The following is a 24,135-nucleotide window of genomic DNA, read 5'->3' as shown; positions in this document are numbered from 1 at the left end:
ACCCGGCATGGCAAACCGACTGGATTTCACCCTGGAACCGGGCGACCAGGAGACCCTGGCACGCCTGTCCGGTCCGCTGGATGCCCACCTGCGTCTGATCGAGAACCGCCTGGGCGTCGCCGTCCACAACCGGGGGCCGCGCTTCAACCTCACCGGGCCCAGCGCCGCGGTGGATGCGGCCGGTGCGCTGATCCACGATCTGCATCGCATGGCGCAGGAGGAGCCGGTCTCCCTGGAGCAGGTCCACACCGCCCTGCAGGAAGCCAATGTCGAGGCCCTGGCCGACAGCTCATCCGACACGCCCGATCCGGTGCTGCGGCTGAAACGTGCCGCGATCCGCGGGCGCGGTCCGCGCCAGTCGCGGTATATCGCCGGGATCGGTCGCAACGACCTGACCTTCGGCATCGGCCCGGCAGGCACCGGCAAGACGTTCCTCGCGGTGGCCGCGGCGGTGGCCGCGCTGGAGCAGGACCGCGTCCAGCGCCTGGTACTGGTGCGCCCGGCGGTGGAGGCCGGCGAGCGCCTGGGATTCCTGCCCGGGGACCTGGCGCAGAAGATCGACCCCTACCTGCGGCCGATGTATGACGCCCTGTACGAGCTGATGGGATTCGACCAGACCGCGCGCCTGATGGAGCGCCAGGTGATCGAGGTCGCGCCGCTGGCGTACATGCGCGGGCGCACCCTGAACGAGGCCTTCATCATCCTCGACGAGGCGCAGAACACCACCGTCGAGCAGATGAAGATGTTCCTGACCCGCATTGGCTTCGGCTCGACCGCCGTGGTCAACGGCGACGTGACCCAGGTGGACCTGCCGCGCGGGCAGAAATCCGGGTTGTGGCATGCGATCCGCATCCTCGAGGGCGTGGAGGGCGTGGGCATCCATCACTTCCGCGGCGAGGACGTGGTGCGGCATCCGCTGGTGCAGCGCATCGTGCAGGCCTACGATGCGCACGAACAGGAGGGTGGGGATGACGCTTGAGGTCGCGGTGCAGTATGCCGTCCCGCGGGCCGGGGTGCCCGCGGCGCGGCGTCTGCATGCCGCCGCGCGCGCGGCCTGGCGCGGCCAGGCCACGACCGGCGTGACCCTGCGGATCGTGGATGCCGACGAGGGGCGCGAGCTGAACCGGGCCTTTCGTGGTCGCGACAGGGCCACCAACGTGCTGTCGTTCCCGGTGCCGGAGGACATGCCGCTCCCGCCGGAGGCCGGCCCGGGCGGTCTCGGCGATATCGTGCTGTGCGATCCGGTGCTGCAGCGCGAAGCGCGCGAGCAGGGCAAGCCGGTGGCCGACCATTACACCCACATGGTGGTGCACGGGATGCTGCATCTGCAGGGGTTCGATCATCAGGACGCTGACGAGGCGGCCGAGATGGAGGCCCTGGAAACCGCGATCCTGGCCGGCCTCGGACTTGCGGACCCGTACCGCGTGCCGGAGACCCGGTGCGCGGCCGGCGCACGGAGTGTTCATGGCACCTGAGCCCGGGGCCGGCACGGGCGGGTTGTCGCTGTGGCGGCGCCTGCTGGAGCCGCTGCTGCGCCGTCTGCGGCGCGAGCCGCGCAGCCGGCGGGAGCTGGTCGAGACCCTGCGCGGGGCGCAGGAGCGCGAGCTGCTGGATCCCGAGGCGCTGACCATGCTGGAGGGCGTGCTCAATGTCGCCGACATGCAGGTGCGCGACATCATGATCCCGCGCCCGCAGATGGAGGTGGTGCGGCGCGATGCCCCGCTGTCGGAATTCCTGCCCGACGTGGTGGCGTCGGCCCATTCGCGCCTGCCGGTGGTTGGCGACCATCGCGACGAGGTGGTCGGGATCCTGCTGGCCAAGGACCTGCTGCGGTTCTTCGGGGATCCGGACGACGCGGCCTTCGACATGCAGGAAATCCTGCGCCCGGCGGTGTTCGTGCCCGAGAGCAAGCGCCTGAACGTACTGCTGAAGGAATTCCGCCTGAGCCGCAATCACATGGCCATCGTGGTCGACGAATACGGCGGGGTCGCCGGGCTGGTGACCATCGAGGACGTGCTGGAACAGATCGTCGGCGAGATCGAGGACGAGCATGACGTCGAGGACTATCTGACCCAGATCATGCAGCACCCCGGCGGGCGCTACACCATCAAGGCGCTGACCCCGCTGGACGAATTCAACGCCTATTTCCAGACCGCCTACGACGAGGATGCCTTCGATACCGTGGGCGGGCTGCTGCTGTCGCATTTTGCGCATGTGCCGCACCGCGGCGAGACCCTGACCCTGGATGGCATGGAATTTCGCGTGCTGCGGGCGGACAATCGCCGGCTGCATCTGGTGGAGATGCGTCTGGTGGGGCCGACACCCGCGGAACCCGCCCCCGGGGGCGACACCGCTTCGGAGGAGGCGCCGCGATGAGCGGGCTGCCGCTGCCCGACCTGAGCGGCCGCTGGGTCGGTGGTCTGCTGGCCCTGCTCGCGGGGGCGTTCGCGGTGCTGGCGTTCGCGCCGGTGGGGCTGTTCACCGCCGCGCCGCTGGCGCTGGCGGTGTGGTTCGGGCTGCTGGTGCGGGTGCAGGGACGGCCACGCCGTGCCGCGTGGTTCGGCTGGCTGTTCGGGCTCGGATTCTTCGGCGCCGGCACGTCCTGGATCTTCAACAGTCTGCTGGTGTTCGGCCAGGCCCCGCTGGTGGTCGCCAGCGTGATCACGGTGGCCTTCGTGCTGGTGATGGCGCTGTACCCGGCCTTGTTGAGCGCGCTGGCCGCGCGCTTCCTCCCGCTGCACCGGATGGAGGGCATCCTGGCGCTGGCGGGCGGGCTGGTGCTGCTGGAACTGGCGCGCTCCTGGCTTTTTTCCGGGTTCCCCTGGCTGCTGTTCGGCCATGCCACGCTGGAGACGCCGCTGGCGTCCTGGCTGCCGCTGGGCGGCGAGCTGGCAGCCAGCCTGATGGTGGCACTGATCGCCGCCGGGCTGGTGCTGGCGGCCGGGCGGCGTTCGCGCGGCATCGGCGTGGGGCTGGTGGCGGGCGTGGTGGTGGTCTCCGCGGCCCTGCTGCCGTTGCAGTGGACCGAGCCCGACGGCGAGCCGGTCAGCGCGACGCTGGTGCAGGGCAACATCGAGCAGGAGCGCAAATGGGCCCCGGACGGCATCCGGCACTCGCTGGAGGTGTACCGCGAGCTGACCGCGCAGGCCGAGCCGGCGGATCTGGTGGTGTGGCCGGAAACCGCGATCCCCGCGCTGACTGGCGAGGTGGCCGGGGCGCTGGAACAGGTGGCCGCGGAGCTGCCGGGTGAGGACGCGCAGCTGGTGACCGGGCTGTTCGACGGTCACCGCGACGGGGATATCCATAACGCGATCCTGACCTATCCCGGCGGCGAGGCCTATCACAAGCGTCAGCTGGTGCCGTTCGGCGAGTACATCCCGCTGCGCGAGCAGCTGGCCTGGCTCGACCGGCTGCTGATGATCCCGATGTCCGATCTGGCCCGGGGGGAGGATGACGGTCGGATCACGCTGGCGGGGCGCACCGCCGGGGCGAGCATCTGCTACGAGTCGGCCTATGCCCGGCACATCCGCGCTGCCCTGCCCGAGGCGGGCTTCCTGGTCAACGTGTCCAACGATGCGTGGTTCGGCGACAGCCTGGCCCCGGCCCAGCATCTGCAGATCGCGCGGGTGCGGGCGGTGGAGACCGGACGTCCGATGCTGCGCGCGACCAATACCGGGGTGTCCGCGCTGATCGACTTCGACGGCCGGCTGATCGACGCTTCGCCCCTGTTCGAACCGGCTACCGTGCACGGCGAGATCCGGCCACGCAGCGGCATCACCCCGGCGGCGGCGATGGGCGAGGGACCCGCGGTGCTGGCCGCACTGGTGCTGGTGGTGCTGGGCGCGGCGGTCGGTCGGCGGTGGGCCGGCGCCGAAGACCGGGACTGACCGCCGCCCCGGGTCTGCTCGACTCGGGTTCACTCGACCCGGGCTGCCCCGGCACCGCGGATCTCAGCCGGCGTCGGCCTCCGGCGGCGGTCCGCGGTGAAACGCCGTGTGGTGACACTGCGCGCAGGGCGGAATGCGGCCGACCCTTTCCATGTGCAGCGGGTGGCCGCAGTGCTTGCAGACCAGTTCGCCCGGGCCGGTGATCTCGCCGGTGTGCCACTCGCCCATCACCTGCGCGCGGGCCGTCAGCTCGGTGATCTCCACCCGGGTGCGATCGGCGATGCGCTCGAGGGCGTTCTTGATGCTGGCCTCGATCAGGCCGATGTCGATGCGCAGCCAGCTGCGCCAGTCCTCGCTGCGCGCATCGATGTAGGCACCCAGGTCCTGCAGGTCGCGCTGCAGGTACTCCATCACCTCGTGGGCCTCTTCGCGCGTCAGGTCGGTGGCATTATGTACCCGGTCGCGTGCGCCCTCGAGCGCCTGGCTGATGGCCTTGCCGGTGCGTTCCTCCAGTTTCTCGAGGTCTTCGGTGACCTCGTGCAGCATGCGGTGGTAGGCATCGCTCAGGCGCGATTCGCGTTCATGCTGGTCCTCTTCCTGCCCGCCCTCGGGATTCCTGTTCTTGTCGCTCATCGGCATCACTCCGGATTGATCGGTGCTCGGAGGTACGTTAGCACGAGCATGCCCCGAAACGGGCGCGCGGCCGGGTCTTCCTGTCGCCCGTATGCAGAACGGGGCGCAGCCCCCGCCCGGGCGTGCGCCCCGTGGAGTGATACCCCGTTACCCGCCGACGCCTCCGCGAGCGCCGGTAACGGGGCCTGCGTCAGGTCGTCGGAGCCGCCTCCTCCGGGGGTTCGACCAGGTCGCGGTAGGCGTGCCACATGGCGTAGCCCAGCCAGGGGAACACGACGATCAGGGCCAGCAGAGCGGTGGCCACCGAGACTGCGAACAGAACGGTGATCAGCGCGGCCCAGATCAGGGTGGCGGCCGGGCTGGTGCGCAGGGCCTTCAGGCTGGTGCCCATCGCCGTCATGAGTCCGGTCCGGCGGTCCAGCAGGGTCGGGATCGTGACCACCGAGAGCGCCAGAACCACGACCGCGAGAGCGGCACCGGCGACGACCAGGCCGGCCAGCGAGATCAGTCCGCTGGTGCTGCCCAGCAGGACCGGAAGGGCCTCGTGCAGCGGGCCCAGGAGTCCGGCGTGGCCGACGTTGAGGACCCCCATCCACAGCCACACGAAGGCGGTCCAGGCCAGGAAGATCGAGGCCAGCAGGGCGGCGAAGGCCCAGATGGCACCGCCGGTTGCCTCCAGCGCGCCGAAGCCCGAGCGCAGGCCGACGGTCTCGCCCCGTTCGATGCTCCGGGCCAGGCCGTTGAGGCCGGTGGCGAGGACGGGTCCGACCAGAAGGAAGCCCGTGAGGGCGGCGACCCCGGCCCACGGCCAGGACCAGAGCACACCCATGATGACGGCTCCGATCGCGGTCACCATCAGGCCGTGCAGCAGTCCGGCCGGGGCATGCCGCAGGTCGTTCCAGCCGGCACTCAGCCAGCGCAGCGGGCGGCCGGCCTCGATCCGGCGTACGCCGGGCGTCGCCTCCTCGTACCCGTGGCGGGGGCGGATTTCGGAAAGGTCGTCCGGATAACGGCGCTGGATCAGGGAGATCATGCTGCACCTCCTTCGCATCGGTCGATGCGTCAAGGGTATGTATCCTGAAGTCTAGATGGCCGTGCGCGGCGTTGCGGTTGCGCGCGACGGAACCATTCGGCAGATCCGGGACTGTCTGGAAGGGGGGCGGGGTGACTGGTATTCTGCGCGGTTCTTCGTTCGCGGCGGCAAACAGCACAGGTGAGGCCCATGCAGGAGCATTATTCCCCGGAACAGGTGGAGACCGAGGTCCAGCGTCGCTGGGACGAGACCGGCTGTTTCCGGGCGCGGGAAGATGCCGCGGGAGAACCCTTCTACTGCCTGTCGATGTTCCCGTACCCGTCGGGCAAGCTGCACATGGGGCATGTGCGCAACTACACCATCGGCGACGTGATCGCGCGGTTCCAGCGCATGCAGGGCAGGAGCGTGCTGCAGCCGATGGGCTGGGACGCCTTCGGCCTGCCGGCGGAGAACGCGGCGATGCAGAACAATGTGCCGCCGGCGACATGGACGCGCCAGAACATCGAGCAGATGCGCACCCAGCTCCAGCGCCTGGGCTTTGCCTATGACTGGTCGCGCGAGTTCGCGACCTGCGATGCCGATTATTACCGTTGGGAGCAGTGGCTGTTCGTGCGCCTGCTGAAGAAGGGCCTGGTTTATCGCAAGAAGGCGACCGTGAACTGGGACCCGGTGGATCAGACCGTGCTTGCCAACGAGCAGGTGATCGAGGGGCGCGGCTGGCGCTCCGGCGCGCCGGTCGAGCGCCGCGAGCTGCCGCAGTGGTTCCTGCGCATCACCGACTACGCAGACGAGCTGCTGGAGGCCCTGGACGACCTGGACGGCTGGCCGGATCAGGTGCGCACCATGCAGCGCAACTGGATCGGGCGTTCCGAGGGTGTGGAGCTGGAGTTCGCGGTGGAAGGCGGCGAGCCGCTGAACGTGTTCACCACGCGCCCGGACACCCTGTTCGGCGTCAGCTACATGGCGCTCGCGCCGGAGCACCCCACGGTGCAGGCGCTGGCGCAGAACGATCCGGAACTGGCTGCGTTCGTGGACGAGTGCGGCCAGGGCGGGGTGGCCGAGGCGGACCTGGCCACAATGGAGAAGAAGGGCCGCGCGCTGGGCTTCACCGCCCGCCACCCGCTGACCGGCGAAGACATCCCGGTGTGGGTCGCCAACTTCGTGCTGATGGAATACGGCACCGGCGCGGTGATGGCGGTGCCGGCACACGACGAGCGCGACCACGAGTTCGCGACGCAATATGGCCTGCCGATCCGCCAGGTGATCGCCCCGGCCGACGGGGGCGAGTGCGACGTGCAGGTCGCCGCGTTCACCGAACCCGGCGTGCTGGTGAACTCGGGAGATTTCACCGGGCAGGATTCGGAGGCCGCGAAGGCCGCGATCGCCGATCATCTGGAGCAGGCCGGACTGGGCCGGCGCCGGCGCAACTACCGTCTGCGCGACTGGGGTATCTCGCGCCAGCGCTACTGGGGCTGCCCGATCCCGGTGATCCACTGCGACGACTGCGGGGCGGTGCCGGTGCCGGAAGAGGATCTGCCCGTGCGCCTGCCGGAGGACGTGATCCCGGACGGGGCCGGCTCGCCGCTGGCGCGCATGCCGGAATTCTACGAGGCGACCTGCCCGCAATGCGGCAAGCCGGCACGGCGCGAGACCGATACCTTCGACACCTTCTTCGAGTCCAGCTGGTACTTCGCCCGCTACGCCTGCGCCGACAGCGACACGGCGATGCTCGACGAGCGCGCCGATCACTGGCTGCCGGTGGATCAGTATGTCGGCGGCATCGAGCACGCGGTACTGCACCTGCTGTATGCGCGCTTCTTCCATAAATTGCTGCGCGACGAGGGGCTGGTGGGCTCCGACGAGCCGTTCACCCGGCTGCTGACCCAGGGCATGGTGGTGGCGCCCACCTTCTACCGCGACCGCGGCGATGGCGGGAAGGACTGGATCAACCCCGCCGACGTGGAACTGGAACGCGCGGAGGATGGTTCGGTGAAGGCCGCACGCCATCGCGAAGACGGGCAGCCGGTGGCGATCGGCGGCATGGAGAAGATGTCCAAGTCGAAGAACAACGGCGTGGACCCGCAGGCGCTGATCGAGCGCTTCGGGGCCGACACCGCGCGGCTGTTCACCATGTTCGCCGCCCCGCCGGACCTGTCGCTGGAATGGTCCGACTCCGGCGTGGAGGGCGCGCAGCGCTTCATCCGCCGCCTGTGGCGCACGGTGCGCGAACATGTCGGAGGCCCGGCGGCGTCGCCGCTGGATCCCGAAAACCTGTCCGAACCGGCGGCCGAGCTGCGGCGCAAGTTGCACGACACCATCGCCAAGGTCACCGACGACATCGGTCGGCGCCAGACCTTCAATACCGCAGTCGCGGCGAACATGGAGCTGCTGAACGAGCTCGGGCGGCTGCCGGAGGATGCCGAGGGCGCCATCGCGGTCCGCCAGGAGGTGCTCGAAGGTATCGTACGCATGCTGGCTCCGATCATTCCGCACGTGACCCAGGTGCTGTGGGAGGCGCTGGGCCATGACGGGCTGGTGGCCGATACCCGCTGGCCGCAGGTCGACGAGGCTGCCCGTCAGGCCGCCCGCGAGACCCTGGCGGTGCAGGTCAACGGCAAGCGCCGCGCGGAGATTGCGGTACCGGCCGGCGCGGACCGCGAGAGCGTGGAGCGTATCGCGCGGGAGGACGAAAACGTCCAGCGCCATCTCGAGGGGCAGGGCATCGTGAAGGTGATCGTGGTCCCCGGACGCCTGGTGAATTTCGTGGTCAAGCCGCAATGACCCGGTTCCTGCCGCGTCTGCTGGCGGTGCTCGTGCTGACGGCCTCGCTGGCCGCCTGCGGGTTCCAGCTGCGCGGCACCGGGGGCTGGCCGGCGGAACTGGACCCGGTGGAGATCCGCGGCCTGCAGCCGCGAGACTCCCTGTACCAGGAACTGGCCCGGGGCCTGCGTGCCTCCGGGATCGAGATCGTGGACGAGCGCCCGGAAGAGCGGGGCGCGACCTTGGAGATCCGCTCGGTGGATGATTCGCGGCGCGCGCTGTCGGTGTCCGATCAGGCGCGGGTCAGCGAGTACGAACTGACCCGCAGCCTGCGCGTGCGCCTGCGCCCGGCCGATGGTGAAGCGATGGATCTCGAACCGCTGCGTGCGTCCCGCACTTACGTCTATGACGAGACCGCCGTGCTCAGCCGCTCGGAGCGCGAGGAGGACCTGCGGGCCACCATGAACCGCGATCTGGTGGCCCTGCTGCAGCGTCGGGTGCGAGCCCTGACCGGGGGGGGCGAGGACTGACATGGCCGTCGATCCGGGACGCATCGATCAGTCCCTGCGCAAGGGCGTGGCCCCGCTGTACATGCTGCTGGGCGAGGAACCGCTGCAGACCATCGAGGCCGCCGATGCGATCCGCGCCGCCGCGCGCGAGCAGGGCTTCGACGAGCGCACGGTGCTGGATCTCTCCGCCCAGTCGGACTGGTCCGCGCTGGATGCGGCGCTGCGTGACCGCTCGCTGTTCGCCAGCCGCACGCTGGTGGACCTGCGTCTGGCGACCGGCAAGCCCGGGCGCGAGGGCGGCGAACGGCTGAAGGCATACGCCGCCGCACCGGAGCCCGACATCGTGCTGCTGTTGCAATTGCCGCGCCCGGATCGCGACATGCGCCGGGCCGCCTGGTTCAAGGCCATGGAGTCGGCTGCGGTGGTGGTGCATGCGCGGCCGGTACCGCCGGATCGCCTGGGCGGCTGGATCCGCGAACGTCTGGCCCGCCACGGGTTGCGGATTACCGACGAGGCCCTGCAGCTGCTGGCCGCCCGGGTGGAGGGGAATCTGCTGGCCGCGCGCCAGGAGATCGAAAAGCTGTCGCTGGCGGGCGTGCGGGAGATCGATCTGGAGACCCTGTCCGAGTCCACCGCGGATGCCGCGCGCTTCGACCTGTTCGGCCTGTCGGCGGCCGCCCTGCGCGGCGAGACCGGCCGCGCCCTGCGCATGCTGGAGGGGCTGCTGGACGAAGGTCAGCCCGAGCCGCTGATCCTGTGGGCGCTGGCGCGCGATGCCCGGCTGCTGGTGCAAGCCCTGGAACGCCGGGCCGCCGGGGCGAACGACCGCGACGCCTTCCAGGGCAGCTTCGGCGATCAGCAAAAGGCCCTGCGCCTGGCGGCGGGACGCCTGGACGTGGCGCGGGCGCGTGACATCCTGTGCCTGGCCGCCCGCGTGGACCGGGTGATCAAGGGGCAGGAATCCGGCAGCCCGCGGCGGCTGTTGCTAGACTTGGTGGCCCGGATCGCCGGGCAACCGCTCACCCTTTCCGTGCCCGAACTCGAGACCGTCTGAACCATGAATGCCGTGACCGACGAAGACAACGCCATCGACGCCGACCTGTTCGAGCGCATGCAGGCCCTGGGCCGCGCCGCCCGCGCCGCCTCGCGCCACATGGCCGAGGCTGAACCGGGTGCCAAGAACGCGGCGCTGCAGGCCATCGCCGAGGGGATCGCCGAACGTCGCGCGGAGCTGGCCGAGGCCAACGAGCGCGACCTGGAGGCGGGGCGTGCCCGCGGGCTGGACGCGGCGATGCTGGACCGTCTGGCGCTGACCGATGCGCGCATCGACACCATGATCGAGGGCTGCCGCCAGGTCGCGGGTCTGCCGGACCCGGTGGGTACGATCACCGACATGGCCTATCAGCCGAGCGGGATCCAGGTGGGTCAGATGCGGGTGCCGCTGGGGGTGATCGGCATCATCTATGAATCACGTCCCAATGTGACCATCGACGCGGCGGCGCTGTGCCTGAAGTCGGGCAATGCGGCCATCCTGCGCGGGGGCTCCGAGGCGGCGCATTCCAATCGCGCGCTGGCCGGCATTATCCAGTCCGGACTGGCGACCGCGGGGCTGCCGCGCGAGGCGGTGCAGATCGTCGACACCACCGACCGTGCCGCGGTGGGCGCGCTGCTGCGCATGCCCGAGTACGTGGATGTGATCGTGCCACGCGGCGGCAAGGGCCTGATCGAACGTATCAGCCAGGAGTCGCGCATCCCGGTGATCAAGCACCTCGACGGGGTGTGCCACGTGTACGTGGACGCCGCGGCGGACCCGGACAAGGCGCAGGCGGTGGCGGTGAACGCCAAGACCCAGCGCTACGGGACCTGCAACACCATGGAGACCCTGCTGGTGCACGCCGACCGTGCCGAGGGTTTCCTGCCGGCGGTGGCGGCCGAACTGGACGGGCTGGGGGTCAGCCTGCGCGGCTGCGCCCGCACCCGCGCGGTGCTGGCCGACGGCGGGCCGGAGGTCGCCGAGGCTGGCGAGGAGGACTGGGCGGCCGAATACCTGGGGCCGATCCTGGCGATCCGCGTGGTCGATGATCTGGACGCGGCGATCCAGCACATCAACACCTGGGGATCGCACCACACCGACAGCATCGTGACCGAAAACTGGGGGCATGCGCGGCGCTTCCTGCGCGCGGTGGATTCCAGTTCGGTGATGGTCAATGCCTCCACCCGCTTCGCCGACGGCTTCGAGTACGGGCTGGGCGCGGAGATCGGGATCTCCACCGACAAGCTGCACGCGCGCGGGCCGGTGGGGCTGCACGGCCTGACCACCCTGAAATACATCGTGTTTGGCGACGGCCATGTGCGTGACTGAGCGCGGCGGGAAGGTGGCGGCTTGATCGGGATCCTCGGCGGGACCTTCGACCCGATCCATTTCGGTCATCTGCGCCCGGCGCTGGAGGTGCAACAGCACCTGGGGCTGGAACGGGTGCACTTCGTGCCCTGCCACGTGCCGCCTCATCGCGCCAGCCCCGGGACTTCGGGCGAGGACCGCCTGGCCATGGTGGAGCGCGCGGTGGCCGGTGTGGAGGGGTTCGTCGCCGACCGGCGCGAGCTGGACCGCACCGGGCCGTCCTACACCGTGGACACCCTGCTGACCTTCCGCCGGGAGCTGGGTGACGATGTGCCGCTGGTGCTGATCATGGGCATGGATGCCTTCGCCGGCCTGTCGTCCTGGCACCGCTGGGAGACCCTGTTCGAGCTGGCGCACGTGGCGGTGTCGCATCGCCCCGGAAGCCCCGCCTCGCAGGACCTGGGCGACGGCCCGGGAGGCGCGGTCACTGACGATCCCGCCGTGTTGCGGGCGAGTCCGGCCGGCCGGGTGTACTTCCAACCGGTGACCCAGCTGGATATCTCCGCTACCGCCATCCGGGCCCAGCTGCGCGAGGGGACCAGCCCCCGCTTCCTGCTGCCCGGGGCGGTCGAACGCTACATACAGGAGCGCGGGCTTTACCGGTCCGCCGCAGGAAACGCATCGATATGACATCCGAGACCATGAACAGCGAACAGTTGCTGGAGCTGACCATCGAGGCGCTCGAGGACATGAAGGCCCGCAACATCCGCAGCATCGACGTGCGCGGCAAGACCACCCTGGCCGATTTCATCGTGATCGCCTCGGGGACCTCCGGGCGCCACGTGCAGTCCACCGCCGAGAACGTGGCGACCGAGGCCAAGCACCGTGGCATCCAGCCGCTGGGCGTGGAGGGCCAGGAGGGCCAGGAATGGGTCCTGGTCGATCTCAACGACGTGATCGTCCACGTGATGCTCCCCGAGACCCGCGATTTCTACAACCTGGAAAAGCTGTGGCTGGCCGAGGAAGAGGCCGCGGAGGGGGACGGGGCCGATGGCGGCATGGAGGATGATCCCGGCCTGCAGCGGGTCCGCCGGCTGCGCGGCTGAAGCGGAGCGCCGGCGATGCGTCTGCATCTGATCGCCATCGGCCGCCGCATGCCCGACTGGGTCGCCTCCGGCTTTGCCGAATACCGGGACCGGCTGCCCCGCGAATGGGGTTTCCAGCTGCACGCGCTGGCGACCCCGGCGGGTTCGAAATCCATGGACGCCACGACCCGCCTGCGGCGCGAGGGCGAGGCCCTGCTCAAGGCGGTGCCCGAGGGTGCCCGGATCATCACCCTGGATGAACGCGGCCGTGAGGTGGACACCCGCGGACTGGCGCAGCGTCTGGCAGGCTGGCAGGACGACGGGCGCGACGTCGCGCTGCTGATCGGCGGCGCCGACGGCCTGGATACCACCGTGCGCGAGCGGGCCGAGTGGGCCTGGTCGCTGTCGCCGCTGACCTTCCCGCACATGCTGGTGCGGGTGCTGGTGGCGGAGCAGCTCTACCGCGCCTGGTCGTTGCTCAACAATCATCCCTATCACCGCGCCTGAGTCGCGCGGCATCCGCCATGTCCTTTGCCGCTCCCGGAAACCGCCCCGACGCCCTGCCCCTGCTGCTGGCCTCGGCGTCTCCCCGCCGGCGTGAACTGCTGACGCAGATCGGCGTGGTGCACGAGGTGGCGGCCATGGACGTGGACGAGACCGCCGCGCCCGACGAGGAGCCCGGGGCACTGGTCGAGCGCCTCGCGGCGGTCAAGGCGGAAGCCGCGCGTGGCCACGCCCGCCGGGGGCAGTGGGTGCTGGCGGCCGATACGGTCGTGACGATCGACGGGGAGGCGCTGGGCAAGCCCGCGGACGAGGCTTCGGCCGCCGCCATGCTGCAGCGGCTGTCCGGCCGCGAACACCGGGTGATCACCGGCATGGCACTGCTGCGCGATGACGGCCCGGTGCGCACCGGGCGCGGCGAGACGCGGGTATGGATGCGCCCGCTGGACACCCGCGACATCGCGGCCTACTGGGCCAGTGGCGAGCCGCGCGACAAGGCGGGGGGGTATGCCCTGCAGGGGCGGGGCGCGGCCTTTGTCGAACGCATCGACGGTTCCTGCAGCAACGTGATCGGCCTGCCCCTGTTCGAGCTGGAGCAGTGGCTGAATGACCTGGAGGACCCGCCCGCCCGAGCCTGACTATTCGATTCCGAGTTTCTTCAGCCGGTAGCGCAGCTGGCGGAAACTGAGCCCCAGCAGCCGCGCGGCCGCGGTGCGGTTGCCGCCGGTCTGGTGCAGGGCGGTCTCGATCGCTTGGCGCTCCTGGTCGGCGAGGTGATCGTCCAGGCCCACATCCTCGTAGCGGATCGACGGCGGGGTGCGGCGCTCCTGCACCCAGGGAGGCGGGGTGCCCGGGTTGTGTGCGCCGGGGCCGGCGCGGCGGTCCTCGCCGTTGTCCCCCGGGGTCGGGGCGGTGGCCGGGAGATCGATGTTGTCGGCGTGGATCGCCGCGCCCTCCGCGAGGGTGGCGGCGCGCTCCAGGATGTTCTCCAGCTCCCGCACGTTACCCGGGAAGGGGTGGCGCTCCAGCAGCTCCTGCGCGTCCGGGGCGAGTTCGCGGGCCTCCAGGCCCCATTGTTCGGCGATTCGCTGCAGCATCACGGTGGCCAGGCCGGGGATGTCGCCGTCGCGTTCGCGCAGCGGCGGGACCCGCAGTTCGATCACGTTGAGACGGTAATAGAGGTCCTGGCGGAAACGGCCTTCGCGCACGGCGCGCTCGAGGTCGTGATGGGTCGCCGACAGGATGCGCACGTCCACCGGGATCTCCCGCGAGCCGCCGACCGGCTTGATCGCGCGCTCCTGGATCGCGCGCAGCAACTTGACCTGCATCGCCAGCGGCAGGTCGGCGACCTCGTCCAGGAACAGGGTGCCGCCCTCGGCCGCCTGGAACAGCCCGGGGTGGTCCTGGGTGGCCCCGGTGAAGGCGCCCTTGCGGTGGCCGAAGAACTCGCTCTCCATCAGTTCCGCCGGGATCGCGCCGCAGTTCACCGGCACGAAGGGGCGCTCGGCGCGCGGCCCCAGTCGATGGATTTCGCGCGCCACCAGTTCCTTGCCGGAACCGGATTCTCCGGCGATGAACACCGGCGCCTGGGAGCGCGCCAGCTTGCGGATGGTGGCGCGCAGTTTCTGCATGGGTTCGGAGTCGCCCAGCAGCGGGCTGTCGGGGTCTTCGGTCGTGCTGCAGCGGGTCGGCGTCGAGCCGCACGCCGCCTCCGTGGCCGGCGCGGATTCCATGCGCAGGGCGCTGTCGATCAGTTCGCGCAGCTGCTTGAGGTCGACCGGCTTGCTGACGAAGTCGAAGGCGCCCAGTTTGAGGGCCTGCACCGCCGTATCGACACTGCCGTGCGCGGTGATGACCGCCACCGGCAGCTCCGGGCGGGTGGTCTGGATGTGACGCACCAGGTCCAGCCCGTCCCCGTCCGGCAGGCGCATGTCGGTCAGGCAGAGGTCGAAGTCCCGCTGCGCCAGCAGCTGCCGTGCCGGGTCCAGCGCGCCGGCCGTTTCGGCCTCCAGGCCCATGCGCGCGAGGGTGATCTCCAGCAGTTCGCAGATGTCGGGTTCATCGTCGACAACCAGCACGTGCTTGATGCTCATGACGCCGATCCCTGGTGTTGTTCGTCGGGGGCAAACAGGATGCGGAAGCAGCCCCCGGAGGGTGCATGCGCGTATTCCAGCGAGGCCCCGTTGTTTTCGCACAGCATGCGCGAGATGTACAGGCCCAGGCCGGAGCCGCCGGAATGGCCGGAGACGAAGGGCTCGAACAGCTCCTTCTCGGTTTCCGGATCGATGCCGGGGCCGGCGTCCAGCACGTCGAGGCTGACCACGCGGGCCACCTGGCCGGAACCGCCACGCAGGATGATGGGCGGGCTGTCGGGCCGGTCGTGGTCGCCGTGCACCCGGGCATTGCCGCACAGGTTCCACAGCACCTGGTTGAGCTGCGACGGGTCGAACAGCACCACGGAGTCCGCCGGTTCCACGTTCACGTGCAGTGATTCCCGCGGTATCTGCAGCGCACTGCAGAATTCCTCGGCGAAGCGTTCGAGCTCGTCGCGCAGGTTGAGCCGCTGGCGTTCGCCCGATTCGCGACGCGAGAGGCTGAGGACGTTGGCGATCAGACTGTTCACGCGGTCGCTCTGCTTGTCGATGATCGCCAGCAGGCGCTGGTCGGGTGCCGAAAGGTCGGGCGATTCGCGCAGCAGCTGGGCGCTGTGGGAGATCGCGCCCAGCGGGTTGCGGATCTCGTGCGCGATACTGGCGGTCAGGCGGCCGAGGGCCTGCAGCTTGCTTGCCTGGGCCTGGCGGCGCAGTTCGGCGGCGTCTTCCAGGATCAGCAGAGTACCCTGATCGCCCTGGTTGCCCAGCGGGGCCAGGCGGACTTGCAGGGCCGGCTGTTCCTGGTCGCCGGGCAGGTGGCGGGTGCGGCTGGCCGGCCCGGTTTCTTCCTGCCATTCGCGCACGGCCCGGGCCAGGCGCGGCGAGATCGACGACAGGTGTCGACCCGGGCGGGGCGGGAGGAGCTGGCGCGCCGCCTCGTTGATGGAGCGGATGTAGCCCCGGGGATCGATTGCCACCACGCCGGCGCTCATGCGCGCGATGATCTGGGCGTTGAGTTCCGCCAGGCTGGCGAGATCGACCTCCTGCTGTTCGAGCTGGGCGCGGCTTTCGTCGGCCCGCCGGCTGAAATGATGGGCCAGCAGGGTGCCGGCCAGCAGCGCGGCCCCCAGCAACCCGGCCTGGGTCAGGCTGTCGAGATCGCCCAGCGTGATCAGGATGGCGAGGCCTTCTGCCCCCAGCAGGCCGGCGGTCACGGCAGCGGCCAGCGGGAGCCCCAGGCGACCCGCCGACAGCAGGGCGGTGGCCATCACCGCGGGGATCAGCAGCAGGCCGATGCCGGTGTGGACGCCCCCGGCAACCACCATCAGGGCGAGCAGGCCCGCGGCATCCCCGGTGCCGCCCAGCAGGATCATGCGGCGGAACTGTACGACGCGCTCGGGTTCGCGGTTGCAGTGTTCGGCAAACGTCGCCATGAATACCGAGAACACCAGGTAGCCGCCGGCCAGTGCCGGATAGACTTCGGGGACCGCGGGGGCCACGCCCACCGGCAGGCCCGGGAACAGGCCCATCAGGAGCAGGACCAGTGCGACGAACACCCGGTACAGGGCGTACAGACGACTGGAGCGCTGGGTGTCGCTGTCGATGACCATCGATCAGGGGTTCCCCGTGACGGTGGTCAGCCGCGGCCGGAAGGTCCGGCGTCGGCATGTTGCCGCGAGCAGTAGCAGAGGTCGCCGTCGCAAACCGCCTGGTCCTCTGGCACGTGTACCCCGCAGTGGGCACAGCGGACCATGGCGCCACTTTCGCGCAGGCTTTCCGGAGGTTCGTCGCGGCGCACGCGGCGGCGCTCGCCGCTGGAGCGCACGAGGGTGCGTACGGCGAGAAAGATGGCAACGATGGCAATGATCAGCAGGAGCAGCCTCATGCCGCGAGTCTAAAACAATGTGCACCCGCATGCCTTCCGCGGGTCTTTGCCGCATTGCAGGGGGTGTGGAACAATGCGGGTAAACGAGAAGCGTCTGGTTGCGGCAAGTGATTGATTGCGATGGATTTCGTCCCAATGTAGGCATCATCCTGTGCAACCGGGAGCGGCAGTTGTTCTGGGGCAAGCGCGCGGGTCAGGACGCCTGGCAGTTTCCGCAGGGCGGCATCCGCACCGACGAGACGCCGGAAGAGGCCCTGTTCCGTGAACTGCGCGAGGAGACCGGGCTGCTGCCGGAGCATGTGGAACTGCTGGGCAGCACCCGACGGTGGCTGCGCTACAGGCTGCCGGAACGCATGATCCGGCGGCATCGCAACCCGGTGTGCGTGGGGCAGAAACAGCGCTGGTTCCTGCTGCGCATGACGGGCGAGGAGAGCAATGTAATGCTGGATGCGATGGATACGCCGGAGTTCGATTCATGGTGCTGGATTGACTACTGGCGGCCGGCGCGCGAAGTGGTGCACTTCAAGCGCAATGTCTACCGCCGGGCGCTGTGCGAACTGGTGCCACTGATGTTCCCCGAGCTGCAGCGCGACGGCGATGCGGCACCGCCATCCTGCAATCCGCCCGCGGTGCCGCGTTGAACGCCCCCGTGAACCCGCCCTCCATGCTGCAGGTCCTGCGCCGCGTGGTGCAGGAGGTCAATGGTGCGGCCGATTTCTTCGAGGCCCTGCACATCATCGTGACCCGGGTGAAGGCGGCGCTGGATATCGATGTCTGCTCGATCTACCTGAAGTCGCCGAGCTCCGGGCGCCTGGTGCTGATGGCCTCGGAAGGCCTGCATGCCGAATCGGTGGGGCAGGTGGAGATGGACCCGTCGGAGGGTCTGGTCGGGCTGGTCGCGTCACGCGCGGAGCCGGTCAACCTCGACAGCGCCCAGGACCATCCGCGGTTTCGCTATTTCCCGGAGACCGGCGAAGAGCGCTTTCTCGCCTTCCTGGGCGTGCCGATCATCCACCAGCGCAGCATGCTGGGGGTGCTGGTGGTGCAGCAGCGCGAGGCCCGCCGGTTCGACGACGAGCACGTGTCCTTCCTCATCACCCTGGCCGCGCAGCTGGCCGGGGCGATCGCCTATGCCGAATTCAACGACGAGATCTCCAGCGAGACCCCGCTGATCGGTCACCAGAACGTGGAGGCCACGGGGATCCCGGGGTCGCCGGGCGTGGCCATCGGGCATGCCGTGGTGGCCTATCGGCTGGCGGATCTGGATTCCATCCCCGATCGCGAGGGGGCCGGCCCGGAGGCCGAGCTGGAACGCTTCCGCCAGGCGGTCAGCGATACCCGCGAGGAGATCCAGGACCTCAAGCAGCGCATGGGCGAGGCCCTGGGGCCGGACGAGCAGGTGCTGTTCGACGCCTACCTGATGCTGCTGGGCTCGGATTCCCTGGTGCACAAGACGGAGGGCCGGATCTCCGCCGGGCAGTGGGCCCCGGCGGCGCTGCGCGACACCGTGCGCGAGAGCGTGCGGGTGTTCGAGGACATGGAGGACCCCTACCTGCGCGAACGCGCGGCGGATGTGCGTGACCTCGGACGCCGCGTGCTGTCGCATCTGCTGCCGGCGGATCGCAGCCAGGACGAGTTCCCCGACGGCGGGATCCTGGTGGGGGATGACCTGACCGCATCGCATCTGGCCGAGGTGCCGATCGAGCGTCTGGGCGCGATCGTGTCCGCCCAGGGCACCGGCTCCTCGCACATCGCCATCCTGGCGCGGGCGCTGAACGTGCCCGCGGTGATGGGGGTGTCGGATCTGCCGGTGGGGCGGCTGGAGGATCGCGAGATCCTGGTGGACGGCTATCGCGGCCGGCTGTTCGTGAACCCGAATGCCGAGCTGCGCGCGGAGTTCGAACGTCTGGTGCGCGAGGAACGCGAGCTGGCCGAGGACCTGCGCGCGCTGGCCAGGGATCCCGCGGCGACCCGCGACGGCCACCCGGTGCCGGTGCTGGCCAACTCCGGCTTGCTGGCGGACATCAAGCCTTCACTGGAATCGGGTGCCGAGGGCGTCGGGCTGTACCGCACCGAGGTCCCGTTCATGATCCGCGACCGTTTCCCCGGCGAGGAGGAGCAGGTCCGGCTGTACGAGCAGATCGTCGCCTCCTTCGACCCGATGCCGGTGACCCTGCGGACCCTGGACATCGGCGGGGACAAGGCGCTGCCGTACTTCCCGGTGCAGGAAGACAACCCCTTCCTCGGCTGGCGCGGCATCCGTATCTCGCTGGACCACCCGGAGATCTTCCTGACCCAGCTGCGGGCGATGCTGCGGGCGATGCTGCGGGCGAGCCGCGAGCACGACAACCTGCAGATCCTGTTCCCGATGATCTCGGCGCTGGACGAGCTCAAGGGGGCGATGGCCCTGCTCAACCGGGCACGCGAGGAACTGCTGGACGAGGGCTACCGCATCCCGATGCCGAAGGTCGGGGTGATGGTGGAGGTCCCCGCCGCGGTGTACCTGGCGGAGACCCTCGCGCGGCGGGTGGACTTCCTGTCGGTGGGCACCAATGACCTGGTGCAGTACCTGCTGGCGGTGGACCGCAACAACGCCCGCGTCGCCAACCTCTACGACACCCTGCATCCGGCCTGCATCCGTGCGCTGGAAGCGGTCGCCGAGGGGGCGCACCGGGCCGGCAAGCCGGTCTCGGTGTGCGGCGAGATGGCGGCGGATCCGGCGGCGGTGATCCTGCTGGTGGGGATGGGGATCGACAGCCTGAGCGTGAGCGTCTCGGCGATCCCGCGGGTGAAGTGGGTGATCCGTTCGTTCTCCACCGATCGTGCCGAGGCCCTGCTGGCGCAGTGCCGGCTGCTGGAAAACCCGGAACAGATCCGCTCCCTGCTCAACAATGCGCTGGTGCAGGCCGGGCTGGGCGGGCTGGTGCGCGCCGGCAAGACCTGACCCGCCGACGCGGCTGCGTCAGTTCCGCGCGCGGCGCCAGGCGGCCACCGCGGCCGAGATCACGAACAGCAGCAGGATGGCGCCGATGCCGATCAGGGCATCGGTGATCGAGCGGTTGACGGCCAGGATCACGATGCCCACCAGTGCCGTGACCGGCAGTTCATTGAACCAGCGATACCAGGTGTGGCCGCGGGTGTTGCGGTCCGCGGCGAAATCCGCCACCAGCTTGCCGCACCACAGGTGATAGGCGATCAGCAGGGCGATCAGGGTGAGCTTGAAGTGCATCCAGGGCTGTTCCAGGTGCACCGGCACCAGAGCCAGCATGATGCCGCCGAAGATCACCGTGATGATCCCCCCCGGTGTCATGATCCCGTAGAACAGCTTGCGTTCCATGACCTTGAAGCGCTCGTTGCCGGGCGCGTCCTCGGTCATTGCGTGGTACACGAAAAGCCGCGGCAGATAGAACAGCCCCGCGAACCAGGTGACCATGAAGATCAGATGAAGGCTGAGGAACCAGGAGTAGGCGTCGTGCATGGTGGCGTCCTTGTTGCGCCCGCAGCGGCGTTACGGGCCGGGTGTCCGACGCGGGCGCCGGCTCAGGAGAGCCAGCGCTCCAGGTGGTCGCGGATCTGGTCGAAATCGGGTTCGCCGAGCTTCTGGTAAACGATCCGTCCGCGGGGCGACACCAGGAACGTGGTCGGTGTCAGGCGAACCCCGCCCCAGGTGCTCGCCAGGTCGCCGGCCTCGTCGTGGATGACGGTGTAGGCGATCTCGCGATCCTCGCTCATCGAGCGTACCCGGCTTTCGCGGTCGTGCGCCATGGCGATGGCCACGATATCGAATCCGCGGTCACGGAAATCGGCGTGCAGTTCATTGAGGGTGGGGATTTCGCGGATGCATTCCGGGCAGTCGGTGGCCCAGAAGGAGATCAGGACCGGGCGGCCGTCATAGTCGTCGAGTGACACCGCCTCGCCTTCCAAGTTGGTGGCGGCGAAGCCGGGGGCTTCGCGCACGCCATCGCCGGTGGTGATCCATGCCGCGCCGACCGCGATCAGCACAAGGATGATGAAGACGCCGCCGATCGCGGCCTTGCGGTCCAGTTTGAGCTTGCTCATGTTTCCGGTTCCCGTGACTCGTCAAGGAGGCGTTGTTACTGACCTCGAAATGCGTACCGCGTTCCGCCGCGGGGCGCGAGCCGGTATCATGCCGCAGCATGACTTCCGTAACCAACAACAAGCCCACCCGTGTCGGGGTGGTCGGGGCCACCGGCTACGCCGGCGTCGAACTGTTGCGCATCCTCGCCGGACATCCGGCGGTGGAGCTTCACGCGGTGACCTCGCGCAGCGAGGACGGCACCCCGGTCGCCGATCTGTTCCCCAGTCTGCGCGGGGTGCTGGATGCGGTCTTCCGGGCCCCGGAGCCGGAGCTGCTGGCGGAGTGCGATGTGGTGTTCTTCGCCACGCCGCACGGCGTGGCCCATGCGATGGCCGGCGATCTGCTCGCGCGCGGCGTGCGCGTGATCGACCTGTCGGCGGACTTCCGCATCCGCGATCCCGAGCTGTGGAGCCGGTGGTACGGCCAGCCGCACGGGGCGCCGGAATACCTGGGCGAGGCGGTGTACGGCCTGCCCGAACTGCACCGCGGACGCATCTCCGAGGCGCGTCTGATCGCCGTGCCGGGCTGCTACCCCACCGCGGTGACGCTGGCCCTTCTGCCCTTGCTCGAGAACAACCGGGTGGATGTGTCCGACATCATCGCGGATGCCAAGAGCGGGGTCAGCGGAGCGGGCCGGCAGGCGCGTATCGGCGGGCTGTTCGCCGAGGTGCAGGAGAACTTCCGCGCCTACGCCAGCGGTGGACACCGGCACTGGCCGGAGATCCATCAGACGCTGGCGGAAGTGGCCGGCACGGATGTGGGACTGATCTTCCAGCCGCATCTGGTGCCGATGACGCGCGGGATCCTGGCCACTCTCTATCTGCGTCCGCTGGATGACGGCGACTGGGAGGCGCTGTTCCGGGAACGCTACGCCGGCGAGCCTTTCGTGGATGTCATGCCGTCGGGGTCGCATCCGGAGACTGCGTCGGTGCGGGGGACCAACCAGTGTCGTCTGGCCCTGGCCACGCCGCCGCACAGTGGCCGCCGCATGGTGATTTCGGCCATCGACAACCTGGTCAAGGGTGCGGCAGGGCAGGCCGTGCAGAACATGAATCTGATGCTGGGACGCCCGGAAACGGAGGGGCTGGAACTGGTTCCGGCCTTCCCCTGATCCATGCGATGGCGACGGCGTCCGCGGGTTCCCGCCCCGCGACGGTTGCGGGGGCACCCCCTGCGCCGCGCGGTGGCGCCCGTTCTCGTGCTGATGATGGTGGGTGCGGCGGGCGTATGGTGGTGGTTGAACGCCGGAGTTCCGCAGTCGACGGAGGTGACCCGTGAGCGGGACGCGCGTCTGCTCGAACTGCAAACGGCCTTGCAGGAACTTGCGCAGGAGCGTGACGCGGCCGTGCGCGAGCGGCTGCGCAGCGAGCGGCACCGTGAGGTGGCCGAGGCGGAACTCGCGGCCTGCCGGCGCGATGCCGAAGCCCGCGAAGCCGAACTGCTGGTGCTGCGCGAAGAGCTGGCGTTCTACCAGCGGCTGGCGGACGATGCCGGAGGCGACCGCATCGGGCTGCGCAATATCGCGGTGCACGAGACCGGCATCGAGGGTGAATACGAACTGATTTTCCAGGTGCACCGCGCCGGTCTGCGCGGAGAGGTCCCGGTGAGCTGGGACCTGGAGCTGGAAGGCGAACGCGACGGGGAGCGCGTGAGTCAGGGGACCGACGACCTGGGGCCGGACCTGCAGTCCGGGCGCAGCTTTGATCTGCGATTCCTGCGCACGGTCCGGGTGCGCCTGGTGCTGCCGGAGGGTTTCGGCCCGCAACGGCTGTCCATTAGAGTGGACCCCGAAGAGGACGGGCCGGACCGGATCGAAGAGACAAGAGGATGGGCCGCGGCCCGGAGGGCGAGTGAATGATGGGACGCAAGCGCAGGCAACGGGCCCGCCGGGTCGACACCCTGATCGGCGAGAACACCGCGATCCACGGCGACCTGGAATTCAGCGGCGGGCTGCATCTTGAAGGCCGGATCGTCGGAGACGTGCGGGCTTCGACCGACGGCTCCGCGGTGCTGGTGGTCGACGAGAAGGGGCAGATCGAAGGGCAGGTCGCGGTGCCGCATCTGGTATTGAACGGCAGCGTGCGCGGCGATGTCCATGCCGGAGAGCACGTGGAGCTGGGCGAGAAGGCGCGGCTGGAGGGAAATCTCTATTACAGCGTGCTGCAGATGGCGGAAGGCGCCTCGGTGGACGGACAGCTGCGGCGTCGGGATGCGGACGCCGCGCTGGAAGGCGAGGCATCATTGACCGCCCTGACCGATGACACGCTTACGACGCGTAACGATTCTTGACTCCGGCGGTCAGACTTCATAGCTTGGCAACGAAATGATCACAGGAGACACCGCATGTCCGAAACGATGACGTCCAACGCGCAGGCCGAGACGGATGACATGGACATCCCCAGCCCGCTGGTGTTTACCGATGCCGCCGCAAGCAAGGTGAAGGGGCTGATCGAGGAGGAGAACAACGACAACCTCAAGCTCCGCGTCTTCGTCAGCGGTGGCGGCTGCTCCGGTTTCCAGTACGGCTTCACCTTTGACGAGACCGTCGGCGATGGCGACACCGTGGTCGAGAACGGCGGGGTGACCCTGCTGATCGATCCGATGAGCTTCCAGTACCTGGCCGGCGCCGAGATTGACTACACCGAAGGCCTCGAAGGCGCCCAGTTCGTGATCCGCAACCCGAACGCGACCACCACCTGCGGCTGCGGTTCCAGCTTCTCGGTCTGACCCGGCGGCCAGATCCGCGCACTACAGGCCCGGTCCGGCAACGGACCGGGCCTTTTTCATGCCATTTATCCCCCGGGGATCACGCACCCGAGGATGCGGGGGCCGCGGGCCCCGGTGACCGCCGGCAGGTTTCCGCTCTGATGATGCAGGGTCCGGAACGCCAGCCATGCAAAAGCGGCGCCTTCGACCTGTTCCGCCGGAATGCCGCAGGCATCGGTGAGTTCGATCCGGGTCTGCGGCAGGGCGGCCGCGAGCCGTTCCAGCAGAAAGCCGTTACGCGCGCCCCCTCCGCAGATCAGTACGTCTTCCGGTGCGTTGCCCGGTCGCACGAGTTCCCGGGCGATCGCGTGTGCCGTCAGCTCGGCCAGGGTTGCCTGCACGTCCGCCGGCTTCGCGGTGGACAGCGTTTGCCCGCCTCGAGCCACGAGCCACGCGGGCGAAAAATGTTCGGGCCCGGTGCTCTTGGGCGGCGGACGCTGGAAGTAGGGGTCCGCCAGCAGGGCCTGCAGCAGTTCCGGGTGCACCTGCCCGGTGCGCGCCCATGCCCCGTCCGCGTCATATTGGCAGCCCCGGTGGTGCCGC

26 protein-coding genes (1 of these 26 only partly in view) are annotated in these 24,135 nt (G+C 69.4%); 18 read left to right on the top strand and 8 right to left on the bottom strand.

Going from position 1 to position 24,135, the window contains the following annotated elements:
* Nucleotides 1-7 precede the first annotated feature (7 nt).
* The 4 genes from F620_RS0101930 to lnt are packed head-to-tail and all read left to right on the top strand — an operon-like array spanning nucleotide 8 to nucleotide 3,887.
* Entirely contained in the window at nucleotides 8-979 is a 972-nt protein-coding gene (locus F620_RS0101930; protein ID WP_019569266.1) for a PhoH family protein, read from the top strand.
* Entirely contained in the window at nucleotides 969-1,475 is a 507-nt protein-coding gene (ybeY, locus tag F620_RS0101925; protein WP_019569265.1) for an rRNA maturation RNase YbeY, read from the top strand. The genes F620_RS0101930 and ybeY overlap by 11 nt, the downstream gene beginning before the upstream one ends.
* The gene (locus tag F620_RS0101920; protein WP_019569264.1) at nucleotides 1,465-2,376 is read left to right on the top strand and encodes an HlyC/CorC family transporter; all 912 of its coding nucleotides are present in this window, start codon (nucleotides 1,465-1,467) and stop codon (nucleotides 2,374-2,376) included. The genes ybeY and F620_RS0101920 overlap by 11 nt, the downstream gene beginning before the upstream one ends.
* Nucleotides 2,373-3,887 carry an apolipoprotein N-acyltransferase gene (gene lnt, locus F620_RS0101915; RefSeq protein ID WP_019569263.1) on the top strand — a complete coding sequence of 505 codons (1,515 nt, stop codon included), beginning with the start codon at nucleotides 2,373-2,375 and terminating at the stop codon, nucleotides 3,885-3,887. The genes F620_RS0101920 and lnt overlap by 4 nt, the downstream gene beginning before the upstream one ends.
* Nucleotides 3,888-3,950: 63 nt before the next feature.
* Here lnt and F620_RS0101910 read toward each other — a convergent pair whose 3' ends face one another.
* Together F620_RS0101910 and F620_RS0101905 are read right to left on the bottom strand one after the other, a co-directional pair.
* Nucleotides 3,951-4,520 (bottom strand): zinc ribbon-containing protein, encoded by a 570-nt coding sequence (locus F620_RS0101910; RefSeq protein ID WP_019569262.1) that lies wholly within the window; start codon nucleotides 4,518-4,520, stop codon nucleotides 3,951-3,953.
* Between the two features lie 190 nt (nucleotides 4,521-4,710).
* Nucleotides 4,711-5,553 carry a DUF2189 domain-containing protein gene (locus F620_RS0101905; RefSeq protein WP_018870648.1) on the bottom strand — a complete coding sequence of 281 codons (843 nt, stop codon included), beginning with the start codon at nucleotides 5,551-5,553 and terminating at the stop codon, nucleotides 4,711-4,713.
* Nucleotides 5,554-5,742: 189 nt separating this feature from the next.
* On the opposite strand from F620_RS0101905, the gene leuS reads away from it, so the two are divergent.
* From leuS to F620_RS0101865, 8 genes are read left to right on the top strand one after another with little or no spacing between them, the layout of a single operon-like run.
* Nucleotides 5,743-8,334, top strand: a complete 2,592-nt coding sequence (leuS, locus tag F620_RS0101900; protein ID WP_019569261.1) for a leucine--tRNA ligase — start codon at nucleotides 5,743-5,745, stop codon at nucleotides 8,332-8,334.
* Nucleotides 8,331-8,843: an LPS assembly lipoprotein LptE gene (lptE, locus tag F620_RS0101895; RefSeq protein WP_019021401.1), complete on the top strand. Its 513-nt coding sequence runs from the start codon at nucleotides 8,331-8,333 to the stop codon at nucleotides 8,841-8,843. The genes leuS and lptE overlap by 4 nt, the downstream gene beginning before the upstream one ends.
* 1 nt (nucleotide 8,844) lies before the next feature.
* Nucleotides 8,845-9,876, top strand: coding sequence for a DNA polymerase III subunit delta (gene holA, locus F620_RS0101890; RefSeq protein ID WP_019569260.1), 1,032 nt, complete (start codon nucleotides 8,845-8,847; stop codon nucleotides 9,874-9,876).
* A 3-nt stretch (nucleotides 9,877-9,879) separates the two neighbouring features.
* Nucleotides 9,880-11,184 (top strand): glutamate-5-semialdehyde dehydrogenase, encoded by a 1,305-nt coding sequence (locus F620_RS0101885; RefSeq protein ID WP_019021399.1) that lies wholly within the window; start codon nucleotides 9,880-9,882, stop codon nucleotides 11,182-11,184.
* A 21-nt stretch (nucleotides 11,185-11,205) separates the two neighbouring features.
* On the top strand, nucleotides 11,206-11,853 hold the full coding sequence (gene nadD, locus F620_RS0101880) for a nicotinate-nucleotide adenylyltransferase (protein ID WP_018870643.1): 648 nt from the start codon (nucleotides 11,206-11,208) through the stop codon (nucleotides 11,851-11,853).
* 11 nt (nucleotides 11,854-11,864) lie between these two features.
* Entirely contained in the window at nucleotides 11,865-12,269 is a 405-nt protein-coding gene (rsfS, locus tag F620_RS0101875) for a ribosome silencing factor (RefSeq protein ID WP_026279561.1), read from the top strand.
* 15 nt (nucleotides 12,270-12,284) lie between these two features.
* A complete protein-coding gene (gene rlmH, locus F620_RS0101870) occupies nucleotides 12,285-12,755 on the top strand; it encodes a 23S rRNA (pseudouridine(1915)-N(3))-methyltransferase RlmH (protein WP_018870641.1) in 471 nt (156 codons plus the stop codon).
* A gap of 17 nt (nucleotides 12,756-12,772) precedes the next feature.
* Nucleotides 12,773-13,387 (top strand): nucleoside triphosphate pyrophosphatase, encoded by a 615-nt coding sequence (locus tag F620_RS0101865; protein WP_018870640.1) that lies wholly within the window; start codon nucleotides 12,773-12,775, stop codon nucleotides 13,385-13,387.
* Here F620_RS0101865 and F620_RS0101860 read toward each other — a convergent pair whose 3' ends face one another.
* Genes F620_RS0101860 through F620_RS0101850 form a run of 3 tightly spaced genes read right to left on the bottom strand, consistent with a single transcriptional unit; the run spans nucleotide 13,388 to nucleotide 16,727 of the window.
* On the bottom strand, nucleotides 13,388-14,842 hold the full coding sequence (locus F620_RS0101860) for a sigma-54 dependent transcriptional regulator (protein ID WP_019569259.1): 1,455 nt from the start codon (nucleotides 14,840-14,842) through the stop codon (nucleotides 13,388-13,390). It abuts the gene before it with no gap.
* The gene (locus tag F620_RS0101855) at nucleotides 14,839-16,452 is read right to left on the bottom strand and encodes a PAS domain-containing sensor histidine kinase (RefSeq protein WP_019569258.1); all 1,614 of its coding nucleotides are present in this window, start codon (nucleotides 16,450-16,452) and stop codon (nucleotides 14,839-14,841) included. The genes F620_RS0101860 and F620_RS0101855 overlap by 4 nt, the downstream gene beginning before the upstream one ends.
* 26 nt (nucleotides 16,453-16,478) lie before the next feature.
* Nucleotides 16,479-16,727: a PP0621 family protein gene (locus F620_RS0101850; protein WP_019569257.1), complete on the bottom strand. Its 249-nt coding sequence runs from the start codon at nucleotides 16,725-16,727 to the stop codon at nucleotides 16,479-16,481.
* Between the two features lie 107 nt (nucleotides 16,728-16,834).
* On the opposite strand from F620_RS0101850, the gene F620_RS0101845 reads away from it, so the two are divergent.
* On the top strand, nucleotides 16,835-17,368 hold the full coding sequence (locus F620_RS0101845; protein ID WP_196799382.1) for an RNA pyrophosphohydrolase: 534 nt from the start codon (nucleotides 16,835-16,837) through the stop codon (nucleotides 17,366-17,368).
* 23 nt (nucleotides 17,369-17,391) lie between these two features.
* Entirely contained in the window at nucleotides 17,392-19,671 is a 2,280-nt protein-coding gene (gene ptsP, locus F620_RS0101840; RefSeq protein WP_019569256.1) for a phosphoenolpyruvate--protein phosphotransferase, read from the top strand.
* Nucleotides 19,672-19,689: 18 nt separating this feature from the next.
* Here ptsP and F620_RS0101835 read toward each other — a convergent pair whose 3' ends face one another.
* Nucleotides 19,690-20,205: a CopD family protein gene (locus F620_RS0101835; protein ID WP_019569255.1), complete on the bottom strand. Its 516-nt coding sequence runs from the start codon at nucleotides 20,203-20,205 to the stop codon at nucleotides 19,690-19,692.
* A 62-nt stretch (nucleotides 20,206-20,267) separates the two neighbouring features.
* The gene (locus F620_RS0101830; RefSeq protein ID WP_018870633.1) at nucleotides 20,268-20,786 is read right to left on the bottom strand and encodes a peroxiredoxin; all 519 of its coding nucleotides are present in this window, start codon (nucleotides 20,784-20,786) and stop codon (nucleotides 20,268-20,270) included.
* Between the two features lie 98 nt (nucleotides 20,787-20,884).
* On the opposite strand from F620_RS0101830, the gene argC reads away from it, so the two are divergent.
* The 4 genes from argC to erpA all read left to right on the top strand — a co-directional run bounded on the left by argC (nucleotide 20,885) and on the right by erpA (nucleotide 23,553).
* Complete coding sequence (gene argC / locus F620_RS0101825; protein ID WP_019569254.1) at nucleotides 20,885-21,937, top strand: N-acetyl-gamma-glutamyl-phosphate reductase; 1,053 nt, start codon at nucleotides 20,885-20,887, stop codon at nucleotides 21,935-21,937.
* A gap of 72 nt (nucleotides 21,938-22,009) precedes the next feature.
* The gene (locus tag F620_RS0101820) at nucleotides 22,010-22,684 is read left to right on the top strand and encodes a DUF6776 family protein (RefSeq protein WP_231372011.1); all 675 of its coding nucleotides are present in this window, start codon (nucleotides 22,010-22,012) and stop codon (nucleotides 22,682-22,684) included.
* Nucleotides 22,681-23,115, top strand: coding sequence for a polymer-forming cytoskeletal protein (locus tag F620_RS0101815; protein ID WP_019569252.1), 435 nt, complete (start codon nucleotides 22,681-22,683; stop codon nucleotides 23,113-23,115). The genes F620_RS0101820 and F620_RS0101815 overlap by 4 nt, the downstream gene beginning before the upstream one ends.
* 54 nt (nucleotides 23,116-23,169) lie before the next feature.
* A complete protein-coding gene (gene erpA / locus F620_RS0101810) occupies nucleotides 23,170-23,553 on the top strand; it encodes an iron-sulfur cluster insertion protein ErpA (RefSeq protein WP_018870629.1) in 384 nt (127 codons plus the stop codon).
* A gap of 65 nt (nucleotides 23,554-23,618) precedes the next feature.
* Here erpA and F620_RS0101805 read toward each other — a convergent pair whose 3' ends face one another.
* Nucleotides 23,619-24,135 carry the end of an anhydro-N-acetylmuramic acid kinase gene (locus F620_RS0101805; protein ID WP_081621738.1) on the bottom strand. The gene runs 596 nt beyond the window's last position, so only the last 517 of its 1,113 coding nucleotides appear in the window; its start codon lies off the right edge, out of view — the gene reads right to left on this strand; its stop codon occupies nucleotides 23,619-23,621.

The organism is Thioalkalivibrio sp. ALE11 (genome assembly GCF_000381205.1).
In the GTDB taxonomy this organism is placed as follows: Bacteria; Pseudomonadota; Gammaproteobacteria; order Ectothiorhodospirales; family Ectothiorhodospiraceae; genus Thioalkalivibrio.
Note: the sequence above shows the minus strand (reverse complement) of the source record. Positions and strands in the feature narration are given on the sequence as shown.

Excerpts from the sequence above, each read along its gene's own strand:
- F620_RS0101930 (WP_019569266.1), top strand. The coding sequence starts at position 8 with ATGGCAAACCGACTGGATTTCACCCTGGAACCGGGCGACCAGGAGACC.
- ybeY (WP_019569265.1), top strand. The coding sequence starts at position 969 with ATGACGCTTGAGGTCGCGGTGCAGTATGCCGTCCCGCGGGCCGGGGTG.
- F620_RS0101920 (WP_019569264.1), top strand. The coding sequence starts at position 1,465 with ATGGCACCTGAGCCCGGGGCCGGCACGGGCGGGTTGTCGCTGTGGCGG.
- lnt (WP_019569263.1), top strand. The coding sequence starts at position 2,373 with ATGAGCGGGCTGCCGCTGCCCGACCTGAGCGGCCGCTGGGTCGGTGGT.
- F620_RS0101910 (WP_019569262.1), bottom strand. The coding sequence starts at position 4,520 with ATGAGCGACAAGAACAGGAATCCCGAGGGCGGGCAGGAAGAGGACCAG.
- F620_RS0101905 (WP_018870648.1), bottom strand. The coding sequence starts at position 5,553 with ATGATCTCCCTGATCCAGCGCCGTTATCCGGACGACCTTTCCGAAATC.
- leuS (WP_019569261.1), top strand. The coding sequence starts at position 5,743 with ATGCAGGAGCATTATTCCCCGGAACAGGTGGAGACCGAGGTCCAGCGT.
- lptE (WP_019021401.1), top strand. The coding sequence starts at position 8,331 with ATGACCCGGTTCCTGCCGCGTCTGCTGGCGGTGCTCGTGCTGACGGCC.
- holA (WP_019569260.1), top strand. The coding sequence starts at position 8,845 with ATGGCCGTCGATCCGGGACGCATCGATCAGTCCCTGCGCAAGGGCGTG.
- F620_RS0101885 (WP_019021399.1), top strand. The coding sequence starts at position 9,880 with ATGAATGCCGTGACCGACGAAGACAACGCCATCGACGCCGACCTGTTC.
- rsfS (WP_026279561.1), top strand. The coding sequence starts at position 11,865 with ATGAACAGCGAACAGTTGCTGGAGCTGACCATCGAGGCGCTCGAGGAC.
- rlmH (WP_018870641.1), top strand. The coding sequence starts at position 12,285 with ATGCGTCTGCATCTGATCGCCATCGGCCGCCGCATGCCCGACTGGGTC.
- F620_RS0101865 (WP_018870640.1), top strand. The coding sequence starts at position 12,773 with ATGTCCTTTGCCGCTCCCGGAAACCGCCCCGACGCCCTGCCCCTGCTG.
- F620_RS0101860 (WP_019569259.1), bottom strand. The coding sequence starts at position 14,842 with ATGAGCATCAAGCACGTGCTGGTTGTCGACGATGAACCCGACATCTGC.
- F620_RS0101855 (WP_019569258.1), bottom strand. The coding sequence starts at position 16,452 with ATGGTCATCGACAGCGACACCCAGCGCTCCAGTCGTCTGTACGCCCTG.
- F620_RS0101850 (WP_019569257.1), bottom strand. The coding sequence starts at position 16,727 with ATGAGGCTGCTCCTGCTGATCATTGCCATCGTTGCCATCTTTCTCGCC.
- ptsP (WP_019569256.1), top strand. The coding sequence starts at position 17,392 with ATGCTGCAGGTCCTGCGCCGCGTGGTGCAGGAGGTCAATGGTGCGGCC.
- F620_RS0101835 (WP_019569255.1), bottom strand. The coding sequence starts at position 20,205 with ATGCACGACGCCTACTCCTGGTTCCTCAGCCTTCATCTGATCTTCATG.
- F620_RS0101830 (WP_018870633.1), bottom strand. The coding sequence starts at position 20,786 with ATGAGCAAGCTCAAACTGGACCGCAAGGCCGCGATCGGCGGCGTCTTC.
- argC (WP_019569254.1), top strand. The coding sequence starts at position 20,885 with ATGACTTCCGTAACCAACAACAAGCCCACCCGTGTCGGGGTGGTCGGG.
- F620_RS0101815 (WP_019569252.1), top strand. The coding sequence starts at position 22,681 with ATGATGGGACGCAAGCGCAGGCAACGGGCCCGCCGGGTCGACACCCTG.
- erpA (WP_018870629.1), top strand. The coding sequence starts at position 23,170 with ATGTCCGAAACGATGACGTCCAACGCGCAGGCCGAGACGGATGACATG.